General features: G+C 65.7%; 20 protein-coding genes. 6 read left to right on the forward strand and 14 right to left on the reverse strand.

Annotated features, from left to right (window positions below; all coding sequences use genetic code 11):
* Positions 1-2: 2 nt before the first annotated feature.
* The 13 genes from LGM71_RS23790 to LGM71_RS23850 all read right to left on the reverse strand — a co-directional run bounded on the left by LGM71_RS23790 (position 3) and on the right by LGM71_RS23850 (position 13,881).
* The gene (locus tag LGM71_RS23790) at positions 3-962 is read right to left on the reverse strand and encodes an amidohydrolase family protein (RefSeq protein WP_226116710.1); all 960 of its coding nucleotides are present in this window, start codon (positions 960-962) and stop codon (positions 3-5) included.
* Positions 963-1,149: 187 nt separating this feature from the next.
* A complete protein-coding gene (locus LGM71_RS23795; RefSeq protein ID WP_226116712.1) occupies positions 1,150-1,830 on the reverse strand; it encodes a hypothetical protein in 681 nt (226 codons plus the stop codon).
* A 139-nt stretch (positions 1,831-1,969) separates the two neighbouring features.
* A complete protein-coding gene (locus LGM71_RS23800) occupies positions 1,970-2,467 on the reverse strand; it encodes a cupin domain-containing protein (RefSeq protein WP_226116713.1) in 498 nt (165 codons plus the stop codon).
* Positions 2,443-3,543 carry an alpha/beta hydrolase gene (locus tag LGM71_RS23805; RefSeq protein ID WP_226116715.1) on the reverse strand — a complete coding sequence of 367 codons (1,101 nt, stop codon included), beginning with the start codon at positions 3,541-3,543 and terminating at the stop codon, positions 2,443-2,445. Before LGM71_RS23805 ends, LGM71_RS23800 begins: the two co-directional genes overlap by 25 nt.
* 86 nt (positions 3,544-3,629) lie before the next feature.
* Positions 3,630-5,717, reverse strand: a complete 2,088-nt coding sequence (locus tag LGM71_RS23810; RefSeq protein ID WP_226116717.1) for a glycoside hydrolase family 3 protein — start codon at positions 5,715-5,717, stop codon at positions 3,630-3,632.
* 14 nt (positions 5,718-5,731) lie between these two features.
* Entirely contained in the window at positions 5,732-6,871 is a 1,140-nt protein-coding gene (locus LGM71_RS23815) for a porin (RefSeq protein ID WP_226116719.1), read from the reverse strand.
* 684 nt (positions 6,872-7,555) lie between these two features.
* Positions 7,556-8,446 carry an alpha/beta fold hydrolase gene (locus tag LGM71_RS23820; protein WP_226116721.1) on the reverse strand — a complete coding sequence of 297 codons (891 nt, stop codon included), beginning with the start codon at positions 8,444-8,446 and terminating at the stop codon, positions 7,556-7,558.
* A gap of 62 nt (positions 8,447-8,508) precedes the next feature.
* Positions 8,509-9,399, reverse strand: a complete 891-nt coding sequence (locus LGM71_RS23825; protein ID WP_226116732.1) for an alpha/beta fold hydrolase — start codon at positions 9,397-9,399, stop codon at positions 8,509-8,511.
* Between the two features lie 32 nt (positions 9,400-9,431).
* A complete protein-coding gene (locus LGM71_RS23830) occupies positions 9,432-10,217 on the reverse strand; it encodes a substrate-binding domain-containing protein (protein ID WP_226116734.1) in 786 nt (261 codons plus the stop codon).
* 79 nt (positions 10,218-10,296) lie between these two features.
* Positions 10,297-11,133, reverse strand: coding sequence for an amidohydrolase family protein (locus LGM71_RS23835; protein ID WP_226116739.1), 837 nt, complete (start codon positions 11,131-11,133; stop codon positions 10,297-10,299).
* Positions 11,133-11,960, reverse strand: coding sequence for an SDR family NAD(P)-dependent oxidoreductase (locus LGM71_RS23840; protein WP_226116740.1), 828 nt, complete (start codon positions 11,958-11,960; stop codon positions 11,133-11,135). Before LGM71_RS23840 ends, LGM71_RS23835 begins: the two co-directional genes overlap by 1 nt.
* An 11-nt stretch (positions 11,961-11,971) precedes the next feature.
* Positions 11,972-12,532 (reverse strand): carboxymuconolactone decarboxylase family protein, encoded by a 561-nt coding sequence (locus LGM71_RS23845; RefSeq protein ID WP_124901901.1) that lies wholly within the window; start codon positions 12,530-12,532, stop codon positions 11,972-11,974.
* A gap of 23 nt (positions 12,533-12,555) precedes the next feature.
* Positions 12,556-13,881 carry a cation:dicarboxylate symporter family transporter gene (locus LGM71_RS23850; RefSeq protein WP_124901900.1) on the reverse strand — a complete coding sequence of 442 codons (1,326 nt, stop codon included), beginning with the start codon at positions 13,879-13,881 and terminating at the stop codon, positions 12,556-12,558.
* Positions 13,882-14,135: 254 nt separating this feature from the next.
* On the opposite strand from LGM71_RS23850, the gene LGM71_RS23855 reads away from it, so the two are divergent.
* Complete coding sequence (locus LGM71_RS23855; RefSeq protein WP_226116742.1) at positions 14,136-15,074, forward strand: LysR family transcriptional regulator; 939 nt, start codon at positions 14,136-14,138, stop codon at positions 15,072-15,074.
* Between the two features lie 87 nt (positions 15,075-15,161).
* On the forward strand, positions 15,162-15,968 hold the full coding sequence (locus LGM71_RS23860; RefSeq protein ID WP_226116744.1) for an IclR family transcriptional regulator: 807 nt from the start codon (positions 15,162-15,164) through the stop codon (positions 15,966-15,968).
* A gap of 25 nt (positions 15,969-15,993) precedes the next feature.
* On the opposite strand, the gene LGM71_RS23865 is transcribed toward LGM71_RS23860, so the two are convergent.
* A complete protein-coding gene (locus LGM71_RS23865; RefSeq protein ID WP_124901897.1) occupies positions 15,994-17,325 on the reverse strand; it encodes an MFS transporter in 1,332 nt (443 codons plus the stop codon).
* A 268-nt stretch (positions 17,326-17,593) separates the two neighbouring features.
* Here LGM71_RS23865 and LGM71_RS23870 point away from each other — a divergent pair, with 268 nt between their 5' ends.
* The 4 genes from LGM71_RS23870 (at position 17,594) to LGM71_RS23885 (ending at position 21,425) form a co-directional block, all read left to right on the forward strand.
* Positions 17,594-18,370, forward strand: coding sequence for an enoyl-CoA hydratase/isomerase family protein (locus LGM71_RS23870; RefSeq protein ID WP_124627493.1), 777 nt, complete (start codon positions 17,594-17,596; stop codon positions 18,368-18,370).
* A 19-nt stretch (positions 18,371-18,389) separates the two neighbouring features.
* Positions 18,390-20,489, forward strand: a complete 2,100-nt coding sequence (locus tag LGM71_RS23875) for an acetate--CoA ligase family protein (protein ID WP_226116746.1) — start codon at positions 18,390-18,392, stop codon at positions 20,487-20,489.
* Positions 20,490-20,749: 260 nt separating this feature from the next.
* Positions 20,750-20,920 (forward strand): hypothetical protein, encoded by a 171-nt coding sequence (locus LGM71_RS23880; RefSeq protein ID WP_185633809.1) that lies wholly within the window; start codon positions 20,750-20,752, stop codon positions 20,918-20,920.
* 106 nt (positions 20,921-21,026) lie between these two features.
* The gene (locus tag LGM71_RS23885) at positions 21,027-21,425 is read left to right on the forward strand and encodes a cupin domain-containing protein (protein WP_226116748.1); all 399 of its coding nucleotides are present in this window, start codon (positions 21,027-21,029) and stop codon (positions 21,423-21,425) included.
* Positions 21,426-21,437: the final 12 nt, after the last annotated feature.

Genomic DNA, 21,437 nt, shown 5'->3' on the forward strand with positions numbered 1-21,437 from the left:
GTTCACCTGAATCCGAAGAAGTGAGCGGGATTGTCGACCAGCATCTGCATGCGGCGCGTCTCGTCCGGCACGATCCGTGCGATCAGATCGACCAGGTCGCCGTCGTCCGGCATCGGATGGCTCAGGTTGACGTGCGGCCAGTCGCTGCCCCACAGAACGCGCTCGGGCGCGTGTTCGGCAAAGCGGCGCGCGACAGGCAGCGTGTCCTCGAATGGCGCCCCGGCCTTCGACATCCGGTCTGCGCCCGACAGTTTGACCCAGACGTTTCCCGTATCGAGCAACGCACACAACGCCCGCACTGACGGACTGTCCGCCCCTTCGTCGATGTCGAGACGCGCCATGTGATCGATGACCACCGGCATGTCGAGCGAACGGATGAACGGCGAAAACTCGATGATGTCCTGCCCGGCCACGTGAATCGCCAGATGCCAGCCGAGCGGCCTGATGCGCGCGGCAACCGTCCCGACTGCATTCAAATCCGGACGGCCGCCGAGATGCGCAAGGAAGTTGAACCGTGCACCGCACACCCCATTCGCGTCGTACTTCGCGAGGAGCTCATCGGAATCGCCCGGCCGAACGAGTGCGACACCCTTGTAACGCCCGGCTCCGTCACGCAACGCGTCGAGCATCGGCCGATGATCGAACCCATGGCCCTGGCTCTGTACGATCACGGCGCGCGAGAATCCGATGCGCTCATGCAGTCGTCGCAACGCAGTTTCGGGTGCCGCAGACGGATCGAAACTGCGGTCGTCGGGCAGCGGATAGCGGTCGAACGGCCCGAACACATGACAATGCGCGTCGCAGCTGTTTGCCGGCAGGCGCAAGACCGGGCGGCGCGGTTCCGCCAGCGGCGGCGGAGAAAACTTGAGTGAATGCCCCGAGGAATTCGGAGAAGGCATGGTCATGTCGACAGATTCCTTGAAGGTAGGCGAAAGGTATGGGTACCGCACCGGAGAACGCATCGTTGGGCGCGCGCGTGTGGTGCGAATCCGGCATTCATACGCACGTAGTCGGGCGCGAGATTGCGCGTGTCCGATCGAGGCGATCGAGCTGTGCGATCAAGTCTTGACTGGCAGTTCGAAATCCTGTTTTCAAGGCCGAGCTGGTTGCAGATCGGGCACGCCGATCCGACACAAACCCCATCTGCATTTACGGGTCGGCTGACAGGCCGGCATCACGCAGGTACGGCGCATAGACATTGAATACCGTCAGGGAGTGGCCGGCTGCGCCCCGGCGCGTCGCGTCGAGAAGTGCGTGCTCCACGGGCGCGACGAGCGCGACAATGAACCATGCGATGCCTGCCGGTACTGCGCTTTGATGCGGGCCGTCGCGCGTCGGCTGAGCGCGTGATTCGAAAAATCCGCGAAGCTGAAGCACCTCGTTCGACGAGGCCAGTTGGCGTTGCAGCCCCCCGGCGACATCCAGCGCGTCGCCATGCGTCTCGACCGGAATGCCCATCACGACAAGCCGCGAAGTTTCCCATCCGGCATGCTGGGTCGCCGTGGTCCCGGCAAGCGCCGTGGCCACGACGCGGCGTCGGCCCACCGTGCGCGACAGGATCCGGCGTGTCCAGGGCGTCGATTGCCTGCCCGACATCGAGCGATACGCGTCGCTTCGCAGCACGTCGACGCTCGCCAGATCGTAAAGCGCCATCCAGCGGGGCCACCCGTGCACACATACCCATCGCGAAGCCGCGATGCATCCGGGCAGCGATCGGCGCTGGGGGAAATGCTCGGTGTCGTACCAGTCGTTGAACTCGTCCTCGAGATCGGACGGTGGTTCCATCAGGACCATCAACATGGCGCTCGGCAGCGTCGTGGCATCGTGCAAGCTCGTCTCCTGTTTATGCCAGTCACTGTGAACACTTTTCCCGGGATTGACCAAAACCTTTTATCGATAGAAACCTATAACCGGAATGAATAGGTCCGCACGGATCTGCCGTATGCGGACCGTCTCGGCAAACGTCGAGCTATTTGGCGGGCGGCAGGTCGACCTCGAGAAACACCGCCGGAACCGAGCCGGTATTGCGCAGCGCGTGCGCGCGCGGGCCGGAAGTGGTGTAGGCCTGACCTGCCAGCGCTTCCCGCGGCACCGGGGCGCCGTCGAGATACTCGGTCACGGTCCCGCTCAGAACATACGAGACGGACGGCCGATCGCGATGGCTGTGCATCGGTAATACGCCGCCGGGCTGTATGGTGACTTCGCGCATTCGCAGTTCGCGACTGCCGGCCGCCGCCAGGAACTCGGCGCTCAACGGGATCGACCCGAGCGTCTTCCCGTCGACGCCGACCCGCTGCGAGGGCAGCGCCTGCGCATGCGAGATGCTCCAGCCCAGTGCCAGTATCGCGCCGACGAGAGGGTGCCAACGCAACTTGTTCAATTTACGATGCATGATCGATTCCTCAAATGGTCTTTCATTACCCGAATGCACGCGCGCGCGCATCATTGCATCGTCTTCGCGATCCACGAGTGGATCACGGCGGCGACGTCCAGGTTGTTTTTTTCCTGCATCATCAAGTGCCCGTTGCCGTGAATGCCTATTGCGTCGAGGCGCACGAATGTCGTCTTCACACCGGCCTGTTCGAGAAATGACGCCGTACAGTGGTCATAGGGCGCGTGATAGGACGCCTCGCTGGTCAACACCAGCACCGGCACATGCTGAAGATTCACGAGCTTGCGGGCTGGCTCCTTCTGGAGCCGGCATTTCGTCAGATCCCTTCCGTCTGGTGTGTCCTGCTGTTCGATCGCCAGCTGCGCCGGATCGGTGACGGGCGGGTCGTACTGAACGGGAATGTTCGTCAGCCCCCACGCGAGTTCGGGTTTCGCTTGCGTGGCGTTCTGGAACGGCGGCCCCGACGGCTCGACCGATACGATCCCCTTGACAAGCTGCGGCCTGGCGTCGGCAATCGACCAGCCGAACAGGCCCGCCTGTGAATGGACGAGCAGGATGGCGGGTCCGATCTTGTCGAGCAGCGCGGCCGCCGCATTTTTGACGAGCAGTTCACTCTGCACGTTGTCGGCAAGCGACGGCACGAGTGCGGCATAGAACGCATCGAACACCGGGTCGCCACGCCGCCCGGCATCGGGCCATTGCATGTGCTTTTCCGCCTGCGGCCACCCCTTGTCGCGCTCCGGCGACGTAAAGAGGCGCTGCGCCATCGCGACATCGGTCACCCGAAACCGGCGATCGGCGTCCGTCGACCAGGACGAGCGGCCGCGATCGGGCTGATCGACCATGTAGACCACGTAACCCTGATCGACAAAGTAGTCGGCCCACCCTTTTCGCCCGTCCGCCGTGCTCATCCAGTTCGTCGCCGTCTGGCCGAGGCCGTGAAGAAACACGATCGGATACCGATGCGTGATGCGTGCGGGCGCCCAGCCCTCGACATACATCTGTCCGTCCATTGTCGTCTTGCCGTCCTTCTCGACATACCGCCCGCCGACATAGAACGACGCATGCCGCGTGACTTTCGTCGGGATGAACTGCTGCGGGCCGAACTCCGCCGCCGACGCCATACCGCCTGCGGCGGACGTGATCGCCACGGCAGTCGCCAGGCAGGCAAGCGTCCGGCATCGTCTGAAATTTCTGAATATCATCGATACGTTCCTCGCTAACAATGCAAAATTGGTTAGTACTTAAGACCTTCACCCATTCGATACGACACCGGCTCGTTCGTTTGCTCGTGAAGGCGATCGGTCCATACCAGGTCGTACGGCAGGCGAGCGACAGGACCGGACTCGCCGGTCAGGACATCGACGATCGCGTCGGGCGCCGCACCGAAATTGGCGACGATCGCTGTCGCGCGGTGCGCGATACCGGACAGGTCGATCGGGCGCTCCATGTATATCGACGCGATGGTCGGCACGACGGCGGCGGCTTTCTCAAGCACGGCGAACGCCGGATCGTCCGCCCTGAAACGCGTGCTGCCTTCGCGGTACCGTGCACCGAAGAAAAAGTTCGGATGCAGCATCTCGAATGGCGTCGCCATACCGACGACGGCAAAATCCGCTTCCTCGGGACGCTGCACGACCGTGAACCCGCGCCGTCGCATTGCCTCCGCGTCGAATCCGTACACGAATACCTTCGTCATCCTCCGGCTCACCGGCAGCAGATGTCGGCCGTTCTTCAGCAGTACCTGCGAGCGATGCTGCGCATCGAGTGCGATCCGCCTGAATTCGGCATTTCCCACGATCGACGAGGCACGGCCGGCATCGACGTACGGATCCTCGAAGAGCCCCTGCTCGAACTTCTGCGTCATGATTCGCCGCACCGCTGCATCGACCCGCGACACGTCGAGTCTTCCGCTCCTGACGAGACCTACGACGATCTCCGGGTCGCTCGTGCCGCCGAACTGGTCGACCCCTGCGTCGATCGACTTCAGGTAGCGCCCGGCCTTGTCGAGTGCTTCGACACCCCACGGCATCGCGATGTCGGAGAACTGTGGCTTCTCACCGGGATTCGCGCCGCTCCGGCATACCCGCGTGCAGTCGTCAGTGATCTGCCAGTCGGACAGTACGACGCCGTCGAACCCCATGCGGCCACGCAATACATCGGTCAGCATGGCTCGGTTGAATCCCATGCCAACCGGTTCGACCGGTTCGGCGCTGCCGCGCACGCGAAATGGCGCCGCAGGCATGCCGTACGAAGGCATCACCGCGCCGACCCGCGCGGTGAATGCGCCGGTAAACGGCATAATGTGCCGCTCGATGTTCGCCCCGTCGATATCGAGCAGGCGACCGTAATAGTTATGTGCGTCCGCCCCGTCGTTCATCGTCGCGCCATAGCCGACCCAGTGCTTGATGACCGACACGACGCTGCTCCGGTGAATCCCGGATTCGCCGTCCTGCATGCCGGCGACATAGGCGCGAACGAATCGAGCGGACGCCGCCGGATCGCTGCCGAATGTTCCGCTGCTGCGATGCCAGCGTGGATTGACGGCCAGATCGGCTTGCGGCGACAACGCCATCCGGATGCCGACTGCCAGGTATTCCCGGCGCACGCTGTCGGCGAACCGACGGACCAGTTCCGGATCGCCCGTCGCCGCCATGCCAACGGGATCCGGCCATTTCGTGAAGGCGCCGGCGTCGACGCTTACACCCTGTGCATACGAGAACTGGCTGCGCGGATCGCTGCTGATCGTGACGGGAATCCCGAGGCGCCCCTGCTCTGCAATCGCCTGCAGCGCGTTTTGCTGATTCGCCAGGCTCGCCGGGTCGGCTTTGAGCCGGTTCAGAAAGAATGTCACGTGCCGGTCGAGCACGAGGCGGCCGACGGCAGCCATGTCCCATACCGAGCCGGCTCCCGGCACGCCCGCCGCCTCTTTTGCCGGTGGATTCGCGTGCATCATCGCGCCGGCCTTTTCCTCGAGCGTCATTCTTGAAACGAGATCGGCAGCCCGCACCGCCGCGGGCCGGCGCCAATCCTTGTACGGCTCCAGCACGCCGCTGCGGTCCAGATCGCGGAACAGCAATCCGTCGGCGTGGATCAGCGGAATTGCACCGCCGGCGAGTCTGACCTGCTTCGAGGATTCCGGGTGCGAGGTTCCGCACCCGGACACTGCCAGAATGGAGAGCAACAGTACGCCGACTACACCAGAGATGGATCTCGATCGAATCACCTGGATTTCATCCTTTTCCGAAAGGTACTGAAGGAGAAATTCGCCGAAGTGGACTGCAACCTGCCAGTCGCTCCGGCACGATATGCGCCGCCTTGACAATCGATCGCCGAACTTCAGAAGCGATGGCTGACGCCGAGCTCCGCACCGACGAGCAGGCGCCCGACCGGCTGCGTGCCGAAGCCGAATGCATCGCCGACCTTGTTGCTCAGTCGCACGACCGTTCCATACGTGCTCGTCCTCTTGGAAAGCGCGTACGTGTAGCCCACAGCGACCTGGGTGGCGTGATTTGCATCGATCGAGGTCTTGCCCAATGCACCGGATTCACTCACACGCGTGAAGTTGGCGCGAAAGGAAAGAAACGGATTGACGGGTACGATCACCCCGGCTTGCGCTATCAGCCGAGACGCTTCCAGATACTGGTTGCGCACCGCCGACCCCAGTAATGTCAGGTACTTGAGGTCATAGCCGACCGCAAAGCCGATGCGCTTGAGCGGCCCCTGCAGACCGTCGAATACGCCGAATGCCGCCGTGACGTTGACGGTGTCGTTCGCATAGCCAACGCGGCCGCCCGCATACCGCTTCGCCCGCTCGCCTCCACCCAGCGCATAGGCAGCCTGCGCGTAAAATCCGCCCAGACGGGGCGGCGTGTAATACGCGATCATGTTGTCGGCACGAGCCCAAAGCCCGGTCGCCTCGATGCCACTGCCGAACGCCGTCGAATAGAATTTCCCCTGGTCGGCCAGACCGCTGACGCCAAACGTGTCGAACTCCCCAAACGACGTATAGCTCGGCGTCAGATCGTGGCCCATACGCAGTTCGCCGTAGCGGTCGATCACGCTCAACGTCGAACGCCGGTTCCAGTAGCGGGACGGATTGCCCGTGCCGTCATTGAAGTTCACCGTGCCCTCCAGCCAGGCGCGCACCTTCGTTCCTCCTCCGATATCCTCGTCCGCCCGAAAGCCGAGCCGGCTCGCGGCAAGCCCCCCGCTTCCGATCGAATAGGCGGCATCCGCCCCGTTGCCAATGCGCCTGACCGACGCGTCTGCTACGCCGAAGAGTGTCGCACTGGATTGTGCGGCGGCAGCTCCTGAAATCATCAGCATTCCGATTAATTCGATCCTTCGACTTCTCATCGACCATCCCCAGAAATTCGTATCGTTGTACTTATTGATCTGATGTCGCCAGCAGACCTTTGAGGTCCGTGCGCCGATCCTGATCGGCCATGTCACTGCATCTGCGAGCGCAAGGGACATGCCATCTGCGCCCCATCGAATCCGATCACCATGCGATCAGGCCGGTGTCGCGCAGTTGCCGGCGCAGGCATCGAACTCCGCCGAAACGTCGCTCGCCCCTACTCGCCGACCGCGTGCCCGTTCATGGTGCGACATCGGTTTCCGGAACGTGCGCTCCGCACCGCAATCCACCGAGATGCCGGCGCGCAGCATATCTATAGTCTGCGGACGATACTCACGTCGAACTCGAACTGTATTTGCTGACAACCGCAGCTCGAGTCAGAACGATAAACGATCCCTTATTTCTCTCAATGGCGCAGTTTCATTCCTTGAAACAAGGGTGTTGATTATTATGTAGTTGCGTAAATTAATCGGCGTCATTCGCACATCGCCGTCGCTTGCGCGTTCGACACACGAGATCAATGGCGACACACGACATTCGATATGGATACCTGACTGTTCTCCGCAGTGCCGCCCAAGGTCCGGCATCGCGCAACGTGACGACACGACGCACCAATTTTCTCGCCCCTGTCGCGGCAAACAATCCAAATTGAGGAGGGTGGACAGCGTGACATGACACGCGAAGTCGTATCGGGATGCGCATACGGACAGGTCCGCATACGTCAGGTGGAAAGCTTGCGGGGGAGCACGGCGCACTCCCCTCGATCATGCACGGCGGCCCGATGGAGCCGCCATGCATGATCATCACTGCGCGGCGTTGATCTTCCGCGCAAAGGCTGCGATGGCGTCAGCCATTGCGGCCGGCTGTTCGGGTGCAAGCGCGTGGCCGGCATCCGGAATCCTCACGATCGTCACGCGATCGCCGAGCATCGACTTCAACACGTTGGAGAACCGGCGCGGCGCAACGGCGTCGTGCTCGGCCTGCAGGTCGAGAATCGGCGCGGTGCCGGCCGCGAAATACGCATCGACCGGCGTCGTCTCGCGCGCATGCGATTCGGCGTCGTGCGTGGCGGCATGCCAGCCGTCGAGCCAGACCCGCGGATCGTTGCCTGGTGCGAAGAATGCCTTCTTCAGGTATTCGATCCGCTTGGCTTCCGGCAGCGAAAGGTCCCCGGCGCCGTCGATCGCCTGCCGAATCTCCGCGCTGATCGGCTTTTCCGTCGAACCGGGCGGCACCTTGCCCGCGGACGCGGCCGCGAGCACGACCCCGCGAACGAGATCGGGCCGATCGACGGCCAGCATGCGCGCCGGGAAGTTCCCCCATGCATGGCCGACGACGATCGCCGGCCCGCGATGCTCGTTCTCGATCACGGTCGCTACGTCCGCCGCGAAATCGTGGACCGACAGGTTTTCCATCGGCCCCTTGCTCTGTCCGATGCCGCGCGGCTCCGGACGCAGCACGCGAAAGCCGTCCGCCACGAGCCGCGCGGCAACCACGTCGTAATCCCGACCCGAGCGCCCGAGCGACGGCAGGATCACGATCAGCGGGCCTTGCCCCTGGCGCATCACCTCGATCTGCACGTCGCCATGCCGGACGATCTCCCGATCGACCGCAGCCACGCCGGACGATGCAAAGGCGGACGCCGCCCACCACAACACGCATGCGGCGACGATGCCGCGCTTCGATACCTTCATGATTTGAATCTCCTCGTTGATTGACGAACGCATTCGCCCCTTGCTGTCCGTGCGAATACAGCTCAGCGCGTGCCGTAGACCTTGCGCGCAAAGCCCGCGATCGCATCGCTCATCGCGCGCGGCTGCTCGGGCGCCATCGCGTGCCCGGCGTCCGCGACGACCTGCACGGTCACGCGCTCACCCAGCCACGGCTTGAACACGTTAGGCACGACGACGGCGTCGTACTGTGCCTGCAGATCGAGCATCGGCACCGTTCCGCCGCCGAAATACGCATCGATCGGGGTGACGTTGCGTGCATGGGCCTGTGCCGCGTGTACCGCGGGATACCAGCCGGTCAGCCACGCACTCGGATCGTGTCCCGGTGCGAAGAATGCCTGCCGCAGGTAGGTCAGCCGCTGCGGTTCCGGCACCCGGGGATCGCCGGCGCCGTCGATCGCTTCGCGCAGGCGTCCATAGGGCTTCTCTGTCGATCCCGGCGGCAACTTGCCCGCGGAGGCCGCGGCCATCACGAGCCCGCGCACGAGGTCGGGGCGGTCGACCGCGAGCATGCGCGCGGGCTGGCTGCCCCACGCATGCCCGACGACGACGACCGGCCCGGTGTGCTCGTGATCGAGCACGAGCGCGACGTCGGATGCGAATGCATGCAAGTCGAGGTCGCGCATCGGCCCCGTGCTGCGGCCGATAGCTCGCGGTTGGGGACGCAATACGCGGAATCCGTCGTGCGCGAGCATGCGCGCGACCTCGTCGTAATCTTCCGCGCCGCGCGCGAGCGACGGCAGGATCACGACCACCGGGCCATGCCCTTGCGCGAGCGTTTCGATCCGGACGTCGCCCTTCGACACGAGCGTGCGTTGAACCGCGTTCGCGTCGGCGGCGGGCGTGGTGCAGGCGGCAACCGACGTCGCCAGTGCGGCGGCGAGCGCGAGCCGCGTCAGTATCTGGTTTGCTTTCATTGTCTCCTCGTGAATCGATACGAACCGTCGCGTCAAAGCGGATCGAGGCCGGTTTCTTGCAGAACGGCGCGGGCGGGTGCCGTCTTCAGGAACGCCGCGAACGCGCGCGATGCGTCGGCGGCCTGCGCGTTCACGGCGATCGCCGACGAGATCACGCTGGTCTTCTGCACGTCGGCAGGCAGCGCCCCCGCGAAGTCGATGCCCGGCGTCACCTTCAGTTCGCTGATCTGTTGCAGCCCCAGCTCGGCGTCGCCGCGCGCGAGTGCGGTGCCGACCAGTTCCTTGCCGCGAATCAGCACGCTCTTCGATTTCATCTGCTCGGCGATGCCGAGCCGCTTGAACAGCGTGCCGACGATGTAGGTGCCGCTCGCCCCTTCGGAGAAAGCAACCGATTTGGCCGAGAGCAACGTGCGACGCAGCGCGTCGTCCGTACTGACGTCGGGCACGGCGATACCCTTGCGCACCGCGACGCCGATTCCGCTCGCGGCGATGTCCGACAGCGTGGCCCGGTCGAATCGACCGGCGTCGACTTCCTGCTGAAGCGCCGGCTTGATCATGAAGCAGATGTCGACCTTCTCGCCGTTGCGCAGGCGCATCGGCAATGCTTCGCTCGAGGTGCCATACGATGGCCCCCATCCAATGTCGAGACGATGCCCCGACGAACGCTCGAACATGGGTACCAGGTGTTCGAACGCACCATGCAGCGCGCCGGTCGCCAATACGTGAATGTTCTCCGCATGCGCGCCTGGCGATGTCGCACCGAACGTCATGCACGCCGTGGCGGCCGCCCAGGCGCGCCAGTTCGATTTTTCCTTCATGTCTCCTCCTCGGGGTTCACTGCGAGTCGAACGTGTTTTCTGTTTTCCCGCCGAGCGGCGATTCGCGGACTGCTTCGGCTCAGCCGTAGAGCCGCCGCGGATTGCCGGCCAGCACGGCATCCGCAAGCGCGGCGTCGCCGCACAAGGCGCGAACGAACGCGAGCAGTACGGAGTCGTCCGGGGCCGCGCCTTCGATGTTCGGATGCGGCCAGTCCGATCCCCAGATCGACCGGTCGGGCGCGGCATCGAGCAGCCGGCGCGCGAGCGGCCGTGCATCCGGCCACGCATGCGCGTTGCCGCCCGCGAATCGATCAACGCCGGACAGCTTGACCCAGCGATACGGATTGCCGAGATGCGCGATCAATGCGCCGCGTTCGTCGTCGGTCCACGGCGCTTGCAACGACGGGCGCGCCATGTGGTCGATCACCATCGGAATGTCGACCCCGGCCCACGTGTCGAGCACGGGCAGCAGTTCGGCGAGCCGGCCGTGCAGAAGCACGTGCCAGCCGAGCGCTGCAACGCGCTCCGCGGTGCGCAGCAGCTTGTCCGTGTCACGCTCGCCGGGCAGGTGCCCCATGAAGTTGAACCGGATGCCGCGCACGCCGCCTTCGTGAAGCTCGCGCAACGTGCCGTCGTCCATCGTGTCGTCGACGAGCGCGACGCCGCGATAGGCGCCGCCGGTCGCGGCGATCGCGGCAAGCAATGCGGCGTGATCGTGCCGATAGCACGCGGCCTGGACGATCACGCCATGCGTGACGCCGAGCCGTTCGTGCAGCGCGAGCAAGCGCGACATCGGCGCCGCCTCGGGCACGTATGCGGCGTCGGCCGGCACCGGAAACCGTTCCCACGGCCCGTAGATGTGCGTGTGGCAATCCCACACAGGCGCGACCGGGCCATCCTGCCGAGCGTGCACCATCAGTCGCACCGTGCGGTCATGCCGCCGTCCACGACGATCTCCGTCCCGGTGATGAAGCGGGCTTCGTCGGAGGCCAGGAACAGCGCGGCGTTCGCCGTGTCGCGACCGTCGCCCATGAAGCCGAGCGGAATGCGCGCGAGCCGGCTTTCGAGCAGCTTGTCGACATCGCCGCCGGAGCGTTGACCGGCGAGACGCGCCTCGACCATCGGCGTATGCAGTTGGCCGGGCACGACCGTGTTGACGCGAATGCCCTTCTTCGCGTATTCGACGGCCACCACCTTCGACAGCTGGATCACGCCGGCCTTGCAGGCGGCGTAGGCAACCTGCGCGGAGCCGGTCCAGCGGATGCCCGAGGTCGACGCCGTGTTGACGATCGCGCCGGCGCCCTGTTGCTCCATGACCGGCAGCACGTGCTTGCAGGTCAGGTAGACGCTCTTCAGATTGAACGCGACCTGCTTGTCCCACGCTTCCTCGGACAACGCGACCGGGCCGCCCGCGGCCGAGCCGCCGACGTTGTTCACGAGAATGTCCACGCGCCCGTAGGTTTCGCGGCACGCGTCGACCATGGCCGCGACGGCGGCGCTGTTCGTGACGTCGCACGTGTGCGCGGTAATCTCCCCGCCGAGCTCGGCGACGCGGCGGACCGTTTCGGCCATCGCGTCCATGTTGATGTCGACCGCGAAGATCTTCGCGCCCGCGGCGGCAAACAGCGCGGCCACGGCGCGGCCGTTGCCCCAGCCGGGACCGACGCAGCCCGCGCCGGTGACGATCGCTACCTTGCCTTGCAGGCGGCCGGTGCCTGCCTCGTTGATGGATGTGTCGTTCATGATGGGTGTGTTCAACCGTGTGTTGCAGGGAGTTCGGGGGCGACGCCGGCTGGCGGCGGCACGTTGAAGACCTTGATCGTCATCGAGATCAGCGTGTAGTAGCCGGCGATGCCGACGAGGTCGACGACCGCGCCTTCGCCGAGCGTGTCGACGAGCGCCGCATACAACGCATCGTCGATCTCGTGGCGTTCGTGCAATTGCGTGACGAAGGCGTGGACGAGCTTCTCGTCGTGCCGGACGAACGGCGGTTCGACGCCGTCGCGGATCGCGTCGATCACGTCGATCGTCAGGCCTGCCTCGAGCGCGAACGGCTTGTGCGCAGCCCATTCGTACTCGGCGAGCCAATGGCGCCCCATCGACAGGATGACCAGCTCGGAGAGCCGGGGCGGCACGCTGCTGTCATAGCGACAGTACTGGCCGAGCGCCTGCGCGCAGCCTGCAAGCTTCGGGCGATGCAGCCAGACGGCCAGCGGGCCGCGCACACCTTTGCGGGGCCCGCTGGCGATCGCGTCGTACACCTGGCGCTGCGCGTCGGACATGTGCTCGGGGGCGAGCGTAGCAATACGTTCCATGAATGAAATCACCTCGACAGAATTCAGTTGGCTTCGGCGGGCGCGCCGGACCGTTCGGCTCGTGCATCGGCAGGCGCGACGCGCGCGCGCAGCATCGAGCGTCGCGCCGTGCGGCCGGTTTCGCGGTTGAACGCGGCGGAATCGAACAGCCCTTCCCAACGGGCAATCGCGAACACCGCCATCGTGTTGCCGACCACGTTCACGAGTGCGGTCGCGGTCGCCATGATCCGGTCGATGCCGAACAGCAGACCGAGCCCGGCGAGCGGCAACGAACGCACCGACTGCAGCGTGGCCGCCAGCTTGACGAACGCGCCGCCGGCGACGGTCGTGCCGCCCTTGGACGTCAGGCTCAGGATCGCGAGCAGGCCAAGCTGCTGCCAGAGCGAGAACGGCGTGTCGGTCGCCTGGGCGATGAAGCCGATCGCGATCGCCATGTAGATGGCGGTGCCGTCCAGATTGAAGCTGTAGCCGGCCGGCAGCACGAACCCGACCACGACTTCGTCGCAGCCGGCGCGCTTCATCTTCTCGACGAGGCGCGGAAACACCACTTCGCTGGACGCGGTACCGAGCGTCAGCAGAAGCTCGTCGCGAATCAGGCGCATGATCGCGGCGAACGGCAGGCCGATCGACCAGCTGATCGCGCCGAGCACGCCGAACACGAAGATCGCGGAGGTCGCGTAGTACAGAACGATGACCTTGAACAGGTACAGCAGCGTCACGCCGCCATAGCTGCCAACGGCGGCCGCCATCGCGCCGAACGCGCCGAGCGGCGCGAGGCGCATGATGAACGCGAGCATCCGGAACAGCACTTTCTGCGCTTCGTCGATGCCGCGCAGCACCACCGAATCGGCGCCGACCGATACGTTCAGCGCGAGCCCGGCCAGGATCGAGATGATCAGGACCTGCACGATGTCGCCTTTCGCGAACGCATCGACGAGCGTATGCGGAATGAGGCTGAGCAGATACGCAACCGCGGAGATCTCGCCGGCATTCGACGTCGTCTTCAGCGCTTCGGCACTCTCTGCGATGTTGGCGGCGTGCAGGCCCGTGCCCGGCGGAAACAGGTTGACCATCGCGAAGCCAAGCACCATCGCGATCGTGCTGACCACCTCGAAGTAGACGAGCGATTTCACGCCCATCCGGCCCAGCATCCTGAGATCCTTGACGTGCGCCATGCCCTGGACGAGCGTGCAGAAAATGATGGGCGCCAGCATCATCTTCAGGAGCGCGATGAACCCCTGTCCGAACGGTTTCATCGCGATCGCGGTCTTCGGCGCGAGCAGGCCCAGCACGATCGCGCAGGCCAGGCCGATCAGCACCTGGACGTGCAGTTTTTTCAGGCTCTTCATCAGTATTCCTTCATATTTCGGTTCGGATGGCGCTTCGATCGAACGACGAAACGCTCAGCGACGATGCGGCGGCGCGCTGCGACGCGACCGCGAATGAGGAACGGGATGGGCGGGGGGAAGAGGATGCATGGCGTCTCCGGAATCGTTATTGGGTTGAATTGCTATCTAACCGCAGCATAGAATCTGGCGTCTTCTTTGACAAAGACCTTATGAACATGTATTTCTATGCCACGTCGGCATAGCTCAAAACCGAAATGGACATTCGAGAACTGCGCAGTTTCATTCACGTCGCACGCGCCGGCAGCTTCAGCCGCGCGGCGGCGGAGCTGTATATCGCGCAACCCGCGTTGAGCCGCCAGATCGCGAAGCTCGAGGAAGAAATCGGCGTTGCGCTGTTCACCCGCTACGGACGCGGAGTTCGCTTGACGGCCGCGGGTTCGCGGCTCCTCGAGCATGCGGAGATGATCACACGAATGGTCAGCGAAACGGCCGATCAGGTGCGTGCCAGCGCCGACACCGAACGCGGCTATCTCGCGGTCGGCCTGCCGCCGACGATCGGCCGGCTGATCGGCACCGATCTCGTGCGCGACTTTCATGCACGCTGGCCCGGCGTGTCGCTGCACGTTCGCGAGGGGCTCAGCAATTCGCTTCAGGAATGGGTGCTCGATCGGCGCGTCGATCTCGCCGTCGTCTACAACCAGCCGCCCCTCGATGCGTTCGACGTCGTTCCCCTTTTCAGCGAACCGTTGATCGTCGTCGCGCCGCCGGACGCGGCATCCGTGCGAAAGGCGCTGAGCATTCGCGATCTCGCGAGCATGCCGCTGATCCTGCCCGGCCTGCCGCACAGCAACCGCCGACTGATCGACCAGGCCGCCGTTCAGCACGGCGTGCGGCTGCGCGTCGCGTTCGAAATAGACAGCGTGGCGCTGACCAAGCAGCTCGTGCGCGCGGGCGTCGGCTATTCGCTGCTTACCTACGTTGCGATCCAGGAAGAACTGGCGCGCGGCGAGCTCAAAGCCATTGCGATTGAACGGCCCGCAATCCGCTCGACCGTATCGATCACCACGTTGCGCGAAAACCGGCCGTCGCGTCTGGTCGACGCATGGATCCGCATGCTGAAGGACACGCTGTTCCGCTTTACGCGCGAGCAGACCTGGAGCGACCAGGTCGTATGGCTCGCATCGGACTCCTGAACCCCGCGTGCCGGCCATGTGTGCGCGGCCGGCGCGGCGACGCATTCGACGCTGTCCCATCTCCCCACCCTCGCGAGCCACTGCACCATGCGTGAATCCCGCCCGTCGCACTCGTCAGACGCAACCGAACGCGGCCCGTCGTCGACGGTCTCGAACCGCTCGCTCGAACGCGGGCTCGACGTGCTGCGCGCGTTCGGCTCCGGCGCGACGCTGCTCGGCAACGGCGACCTCGTCGAACTCACGGGCCTGCCGAAGGCCACCGTCACCCGGCTCGCCCGCACGCTCGTCGAAGCCGGCTATCTCGAACACGATCCCGTGCATCGCGGCTACCGGCTCGGATTGCCGGTGCTCGGCCTCGCACATGCGCTCAGGAGCGGTTCGACGGTGCTGCAGGCGGCCGCGCCGCGGCTGCGCGAGACGGCCCAGGCGCTGCACATCAACGTCGGCATCGCCGGCCCCGACCGCGACGACATGGTCTACCTCGAATCGATCCGCTACAGCCCGCGTGCGTCGCTTCGCACCGTCGTCAGCGGCCAGCGCGTGCCGATGGCGCTGACGTCGCTCGGCCGCGCGTTTCTTGCGTCGCTGCCGGGCGCCGATTACGCGCGTCAACTCGCCGAACTCGAACCGCATCGCGCATCGTGGCCGCGCATCCGTGCCGAGATCGACGACGCCGTCGCAGCGGTGCGCGCGCAAGGATTCTGCGTCGCGAGCTGGCAGCCGGAAGTCGTCGCGCTCGCGACGCCGCTCGAGATTGCGGGCCACCGCACGCTCGCGCTCAACTTCAGCGTGCGTACGCTCGATGCCCCGTCAGCCGTCGCCGCCCGCCTGTCGGCGGCATTGCTCGCATTGCGCGACGACATCGTCGTCGCGACGCTGCGCCTCGACAGCTGACGCGACGATCGGCTCCCCCCCTGCATCAGCGTTCGCGAATCGCGCGCGCCGGGATGCCGAGCACGACGGCGAGCCCGCCGAGCACCGACACGATCGCGACCGTGTAGAGGCCGATCGCGCTGCTGCCGAATTGGGTCGACGTGTAGCCGATCACCGACGGTGCCGCAATGCCGCCGAACTGGCCCAGACTGCTGATCAGGCCAATCCCGCTCGCGGCCACGGTGCTCGACAGATACGCGGGCGGAATCGTCCAGAACAGCGACAGCATCCCGAGATAGCCGGCCGTCGCGATGCAGAGCAGCACGATGAGCGCAGCCGGTTGCGCGGCCGCGGCGGGCAGCAGCGCGACGCCGAGCGCCGCCATGACGGCGCTGCCCATGAAATGCCAGCGCCGTTCGAGCTTGCGGTCGGAATGCCGGCCGAGCAGATACATCGCGACCGCGCCGAACACGTAGGGGATCGCCGACAGCAGCCCGATGTACCAGAAGTTCGTGATGCCGCTCTTGCGAATCACGCTCGGCGCCCACACGTGCACGACGATGCTCGCCCACGGCACGCTGAAATACGCGAACGTCAGGAAATAGAATTTCGGCTCCTTCAGTGCATCCCAGATCGAGCCGTGCGCTTGCGATGCCTTCAGCGCCGCATCATGTTCGAGTTCGCGCAGCAGCAGCGCCTTCTCGTCCGCGCTCAACCATGTCGCCTGCTCGGGACGATCGGTCAAATACAGGTACGCGAACAAGCCGGCCACGACCGACGGCAACCCCTCGATCACGAAGAGCCACTGCCAGCCCTTCAGGTGAAGCGCGCCCGACAGGTTGTTCAGGATGAAACCGGACACCGGGCCGCTGACGATGCCCGATACGCAGATCGCCGTCATGAACAGCGCGGTGACGCGTGCGCGGCGCGCCGACGGGAACCAGTACGTGAAATACAGGATGATGCCCGGGAAGAAGCCGGCCTCCGCGACGCCGAGCAGCACGCGCGCGATGTAGAACTGCGTGGGCGTCTGCACGAACGCTGTCCCCGCCGATACAAGCCCCCACAGCGCCATGATCCGCATCAGCGTCTTGCGCACGCCGACCCGCGCAAGCCACAGGTTGCTCGGCACCTCGAACAGCATGTAACCGACGTAGAACAGGCCGACGCCGAAGCCGAACGCCGCTTCGGTCAGCCCGATGTCCCGCGAGAATTGCAGATGGGCGAAGCCGATGTTGGCGCGATCGATATACGCAAACACGTAGCAGACGAACAGGAACGGCAGCAGCCGTTTCGTGACCTTCGCATATACGGCGTCGAGTGCCGGCCGATCGGCGCCGCTTCGCTCGAGCGGTTCCGTTGCAATGGCGTGTTGCATCTTGTCTCCAGTCTTGTTGAATGCCCCGCGACACCGAATCGGTATTTTCATCCGGTCGCGGTGAAATCGATTATCGGCGGCTGGCGGCGAGCCGCAACCGCGCTGTTTCACTGAATGAAACAACCACGGATCACCTGACAGTTTCATTCAGTGAAACCAGGTCGATGGCAGCCGCATGGCGCCGCGCTACGCTTGCAGCACCCGGATCGGCCATGTGCCCCGCACCGCCGGTTCATCGCACCGCTCGTTTTCGACGCAGGAAGAAACCATGCAAACCATCGACGTCACGATTCAATCGAACATCGCGACCCTTACCCTGAATCGCCCCGACAAGCGTAACGCCGTCAGCGACGCGATGCGCACCGAGCTCATCGAAGCGCTCGATTCGCTCGCCCGCGCACCGGAAGTTCGCGCCGTCATCGTCACCGGCAGCGGCAAGGGCTTCTGCGCGGGCGGCGACATCACCGGCATGGCGCAGCGCATGGACGCGCCGGCCGACGAGGTCGCGTTCAACGGCTGGTCTCGCCAGCAGCGCGTCCACCATGCGGTCACGCTGCTGCATGCGATGCCGAAGCCGACGATCGCGGCCGTCAATGGTGCCGCGGCCGGGCTCGGCGCCGACATGGCGCTGTCGTGCGATTTCGTGATCGCCTCGGAAGCGGCGACGTTCGTGTGGAGCTACATCAAGCGCGGACTGATTCCCGACGGCGGCGGCCTGTATTTCCTGCCGCGGCGGGTCGGGCTCGCGGCCGCCAAGGACCTGATTTTCAGCGGTCGCAAGGTCGACGCACGCGAGGCGCACGCGCTGGGCATCGCCGACCGGATCAGCGCGCCCGACACGCTGCTCGCCGACGCCACCGCGTGGGCGAGCGAGCTGATCCAGGGCTCGCCCACCGCGCTCGCGCTCGGCAAGGCGATCCTGAACCAGAGCTACGAACTGTCGGCCGCGCAGGTGCTGTCGCAAGGCAGCCAGGCGCAAGCGATCTGCTACACGAGCCGCGAGCACCGCGATGCCGTGCGCGCATTCCTCGACAACGTGCGCTGAGCGCCGACAGGAGCCTCCGATGAACGCCATCGAAAAATTGATGCGGCCGGCCCGCGTCGCCGTCATCGGCGCGTCCGCCGATCCCGCGAAGACCGCCGGCCGACCCATCGCCTACTTGCAAAAACACGGGTTCGGGGGAGACATCTACCCGGTCAATCCGCGCTATCCGTCGATTGCCGGCCTGCGCTGCTACGAGGACGTCGAAGCGCTGCCGCACGCACCCGACGTCGGCATCGTGCTGCTCGGCGCCGAGCGCGCGCACGTCGCGGTCGAGGCGCTTGCGAAACGCGGGACCGCCGCCGCGATCGTGCTCGCGAGCGGCTACGCCGAAACCGGCGAAGCCGGCGCACGCCGCCAGGCACAACTGAAAGAGGCGGCCGGCTCGATGCGGGTGCTCGGGCCGAACACGATCGGCGTCGTCAACCTCACGGATCGCGTCACGTTGTCCGCGAGCGGCGCGCTGGACACCGACGGCTTCGCCGTCGGCGGCGTGAGCGTCGTGTCGCAGAGCGGCGGCATTCTGGGTGCGCTGCTGTCGCGCGCCGCCGATCGCGGCATCGGCCTGTCGAAGCTCGTGTCGACCAGCAACGAAGTCGATCTCGACGTGAGCGACTTCATCGATTACTTCATCGACGACGATGCAACCTCCGTGATCGCGCTGTACCTCGAAGGGCTGCGCGATCCCGCGCGGTTTCGCGCGGCCGCGCGCCACGCGGCGCGTGCGGGCAAGCCGATCGTCGTGTACAAGATCGGACGATCGGAGTCCGGCGCGCGCTCGGCCGTCTCGCACACCGGCGCGCTCGCCGGCGAGGACCGGATGTACGACGCGCTGTTCCGCGACGCGGGCGTGATTCGCGCGCAGACGTTCGGCGATCTGCTCGACATGCCGAACGCCTTCGCGGCCGGCCGCACGCTGCGCGGCACGCGCGTCGCGATTCTCACGTCGACCGGCGGCGCGGGCACGCTCGTCGCGGACAACCTGGGGCTGGCCGGCTTCGACACGCCGGCGCCCGATGCGGACACGGCTGCCGCGCTACGCGCGCTGCAGTCCGGCGATCACGCGGTGCTCGACCGCAATCCGATCGACGTGACGCTCGCCGGCCTGCAGCCCGAGCTGCTGCGCCGCGCGATCGAGACGCTCGCGGCCAGCCCTTCATACGACGCAGTCGCCGTGATCGCGGGTTCGTCGAGCATCGGCATGCCCGAGCTGATGGCCGGCGCCGTGCGCGATGCGTTGCCCGGCACCGACAAGCCGGTGGTCGCGTTCGTGAGCCCGCATGCGCCGGCCGTCACGCATGCGATGAACCGCCTCGGCGTGCCGGCGTTCGTGTCGCCCGAGAGCGTCGCGAGCGCGATGGTCGCGATGCGGGACGCCGGCCGCTGGCGCGCGCGGGCGGCCGCGCCCACGCTCGATGCGGTTGGCGCGGCAACCGGCATCGACGTGCCGGACCTGCCGCGCGGGCCGCTCGACGAAGCGCAGGCGAAGGCGCTGTTCGCACGCTTCGGCGTGACGCCCGTGCGCGAGCGCGTCGTGCGCAATGCCGAGGATGCCGAGCAGGCGGCACGGCATCTCGGCGATCGCGTGGTGCTGAAACTGCTGTCGAACCGCGTCACGCACAAGAGCGACATTGGCGGCGTCGCGGTCGGCGTGCATGCCGATGCGATCGGCGAACGGCTCGGACGCATGCGTGCCGACGTCGAGACTGGCGCGGGGTTCGTGCCGGACGCGTTCCTCGTGCAGGAAATGATTGCGGGCGGCGTCGAGATGATCGTCGGCCTGCATCGCGACCCGCTCGGCATCGCGATCCTGCTCGGGATGGGCGGCGTGACCGCGGAGATATTCAACGACACGGTGTTGCGGATGCTGCCGGAGGACGCGCCGCTGTCGCGCGACGACGCGCTCGACATGATCCGCGCGCTTCGCACGTGGCCGTTGCTGGACGGATATCGCGGCCGTCCGAAGGCGGACGTCGACGCGCTCGCCGACGCGCTCGTCGCGTTCTCGCGGATGGCGCGCCAGCTCGGCGCGCGGCTCGTCGAAGCCGAAATCAATCCGTTGTTCGTGCTCGATGCCGGCCACGGCGTGCGGGCAGCCGACGGCGTCGCCGTGCTGGCCTGACGGCGAGCGCGCCGCTGCGGCACAAGGCGGCCCGCCGGTGCCGCCGCGCGCGGGGCCGGCGGCAACGCATCGATTTCGCTCGCCACCGGCGCGAGCGGCCGAGCGGCCACCGGAGCAATTCGCGTGCCGTGCGCGGGAACGTGCATTGCTCATCGCGACGGTATCCACTGGACTGCGAGCATCGATGCGGCCGCCGGACAAGACGGCCGCCCCCGCGACAGCAGCCCGCGCGATGAACTCGAACCGCAAGGAGAAGAACGATGACCCTGCTTATCTACCTGGCCGGATGGATCATTTTCATCGGCGGCGTGGCCTGGGGACTGACGACGCTGCATGTGTCGCAGCACATCATCGAGATCGTGGCCGTCATTCTGCTCGGCATCGCCGTGATCACGGGGGCGACACGCGCGCGCAACCGCGACCGGTCGTAGCGCGCTCGCAGCGCCGCGGCAGCGCCAATATAATCGGCTTTCCCGACGCATCGATAATCGGAAAAGTAGCGCTTCCCGCATACACGCAACCGCATCTGGAGACGCGATGTCCCTCCCCGCCGTTCCGTTTGCCGAATCGTTCGACCTCGAGGCTGCTTTCGCGGATGTGTCCGAATACTGGTCGCCCAAGGTCGTCGCGCAGGTCAACGATCAGTACGTGAAAGTCGCAAAGGTCCGTGGCCAGCTCGTGTGGCACGACCATGCGCTCGAAGACGAGCTGTTCTTCGTCGTGCGCGGGCACCTCAGGATCGAGTATGAAGGCGGGCGCGCCGTCGACTTGCCCGCCGGCTCGATGCATGTCGTACCGCGCGGCAAACGGCACAACCCCGTCGCCAACGACGAATGCTGGATCGTGCTGATCGAGCCCGTGCAGACGAAGCACACCGGCGATGTCCAGTCACCGCTGACCCGGACAATCGACGAACAGTTGGGTCAGGCACGCTGAGTCACGCGCCAG

The sequence above is a fragment of the Burkholderia sp. AU33545 genome, from assembly GCF_020419685.1.
GTDB lineage: Bacteria > Pseudomonadota > Gammaproteobacteria > Burkholderiales > Burkholderiaceae > Burkholderia > Burkholderia diffusa.

Coding starts and splice junctions, on each gene's coding strand:
- LGM71_RS23875 (WP_226116746.1), top strand. CDS start 18,390: ATGAACGCCATCGAAAAATTGATGCGGCCGGCCCGCGTCGCCGTCATC.
- LGM71_RS23840 (WP_226116740.1), bottom strand. CDS start 11,960: ATGAACGACACATCCATCAACGAGGCAGGCACCGGCCGCCTGCAAGGC.
- LGM71_RS23870 (WP_124627493.1), top strand. CDS start 17,594: ATGCAAACCATCGACGTCACGATTCAATCGAACATCGCGACCCTTACC.
- LGM71_RS23815 (WP_226116719.1), bottom strand. CDS start 6,871: ATGTCCCTTGCGCTCGCAGATGCAGTGACATGGCCGATCAGGATCGGC.
- LGM71_RS23845 (WP_124901901.1), bottom strand. CDS start 12,532: ATGGAACGTATTGCTACGCTCGCCCCCGAGCACATGTCCGACGCGCAG.
- LGM71_RS23830 (WP_226116734.1), bottom strand. CDS start 10,217: ATGAAGGAAAAATCGAACTGGCGCGCCTGGGCGGCCGCCACGGCGTGC.
- LGM71_RS23885 (WP_226116748.1), top strand. CDS start 21,027: ATGTCCCTCCCCGCCGTTCCGTTTGCCGAATCGTTCGACCTCGAGGCT.
- LGM71_RS23820 (WP_226116721.1), bottom strand. CDS start 8,446: ATGAAGGTATCGAAGCGCGGCATCGTCGCCGCATGCGTGTTGTGGTGG.
- LGM71_RS23855 (WP_226116742.1), top strand. CDS start 14,136: ATGGACATTCGAGAACTGCGCAGTTTCATTCACGTCGCACGCGCCGGC.
- LGM71_RS23850 (WP_124901900.1), bottom strand. CDS start 13,881: ATGAAGAGCCTGAAAAAACTGCACGTCCAGGTGCTGATCGGCCTGGCC.
- LGM71_RS23825 (WP_226116732.1), bottom strand. CDS start 9,399: ATGAAAGCAAACCAGATACTGACGCGGCTCGCGCTCGCCGCCGCACTG.
- LGM71_RS23880 (WP_185633809.1), top strand. CDS start 20,750: ATGACCCTGCTTATCTACCTGGCCGGATGGATCATTTTCATCGGCGGC.
- LGM71_RS23835 (WP_226116739.1), bottom strand. CDS start 11,133: ATGGTGCACGCTCGGCAGGATGGCCCGGTCGCGCCTGTGTGGGATTGC.
- LGM71_RS23860 (WP_226116744.1), top strand. CDS start 15,162: ATGCGTGAATCCCGCCCGTCGCACTCGTCAGACGCAACCGAACGCGGC.
- LGM71_RS23865 (WP_124901897.1), bottom strand. CDS start 17,325: ATGCAACACGCCATTGCAACGGAACCGCTCGAGCGAAGCGGCGCCGAT.
- LGM71_RS23790 (WP_226116710.1), bottom strand. CDS start 962: ATGCGTTCTCCGGTGCGGTACCCATACCTTTCGCCTACCTTCAAGGAA.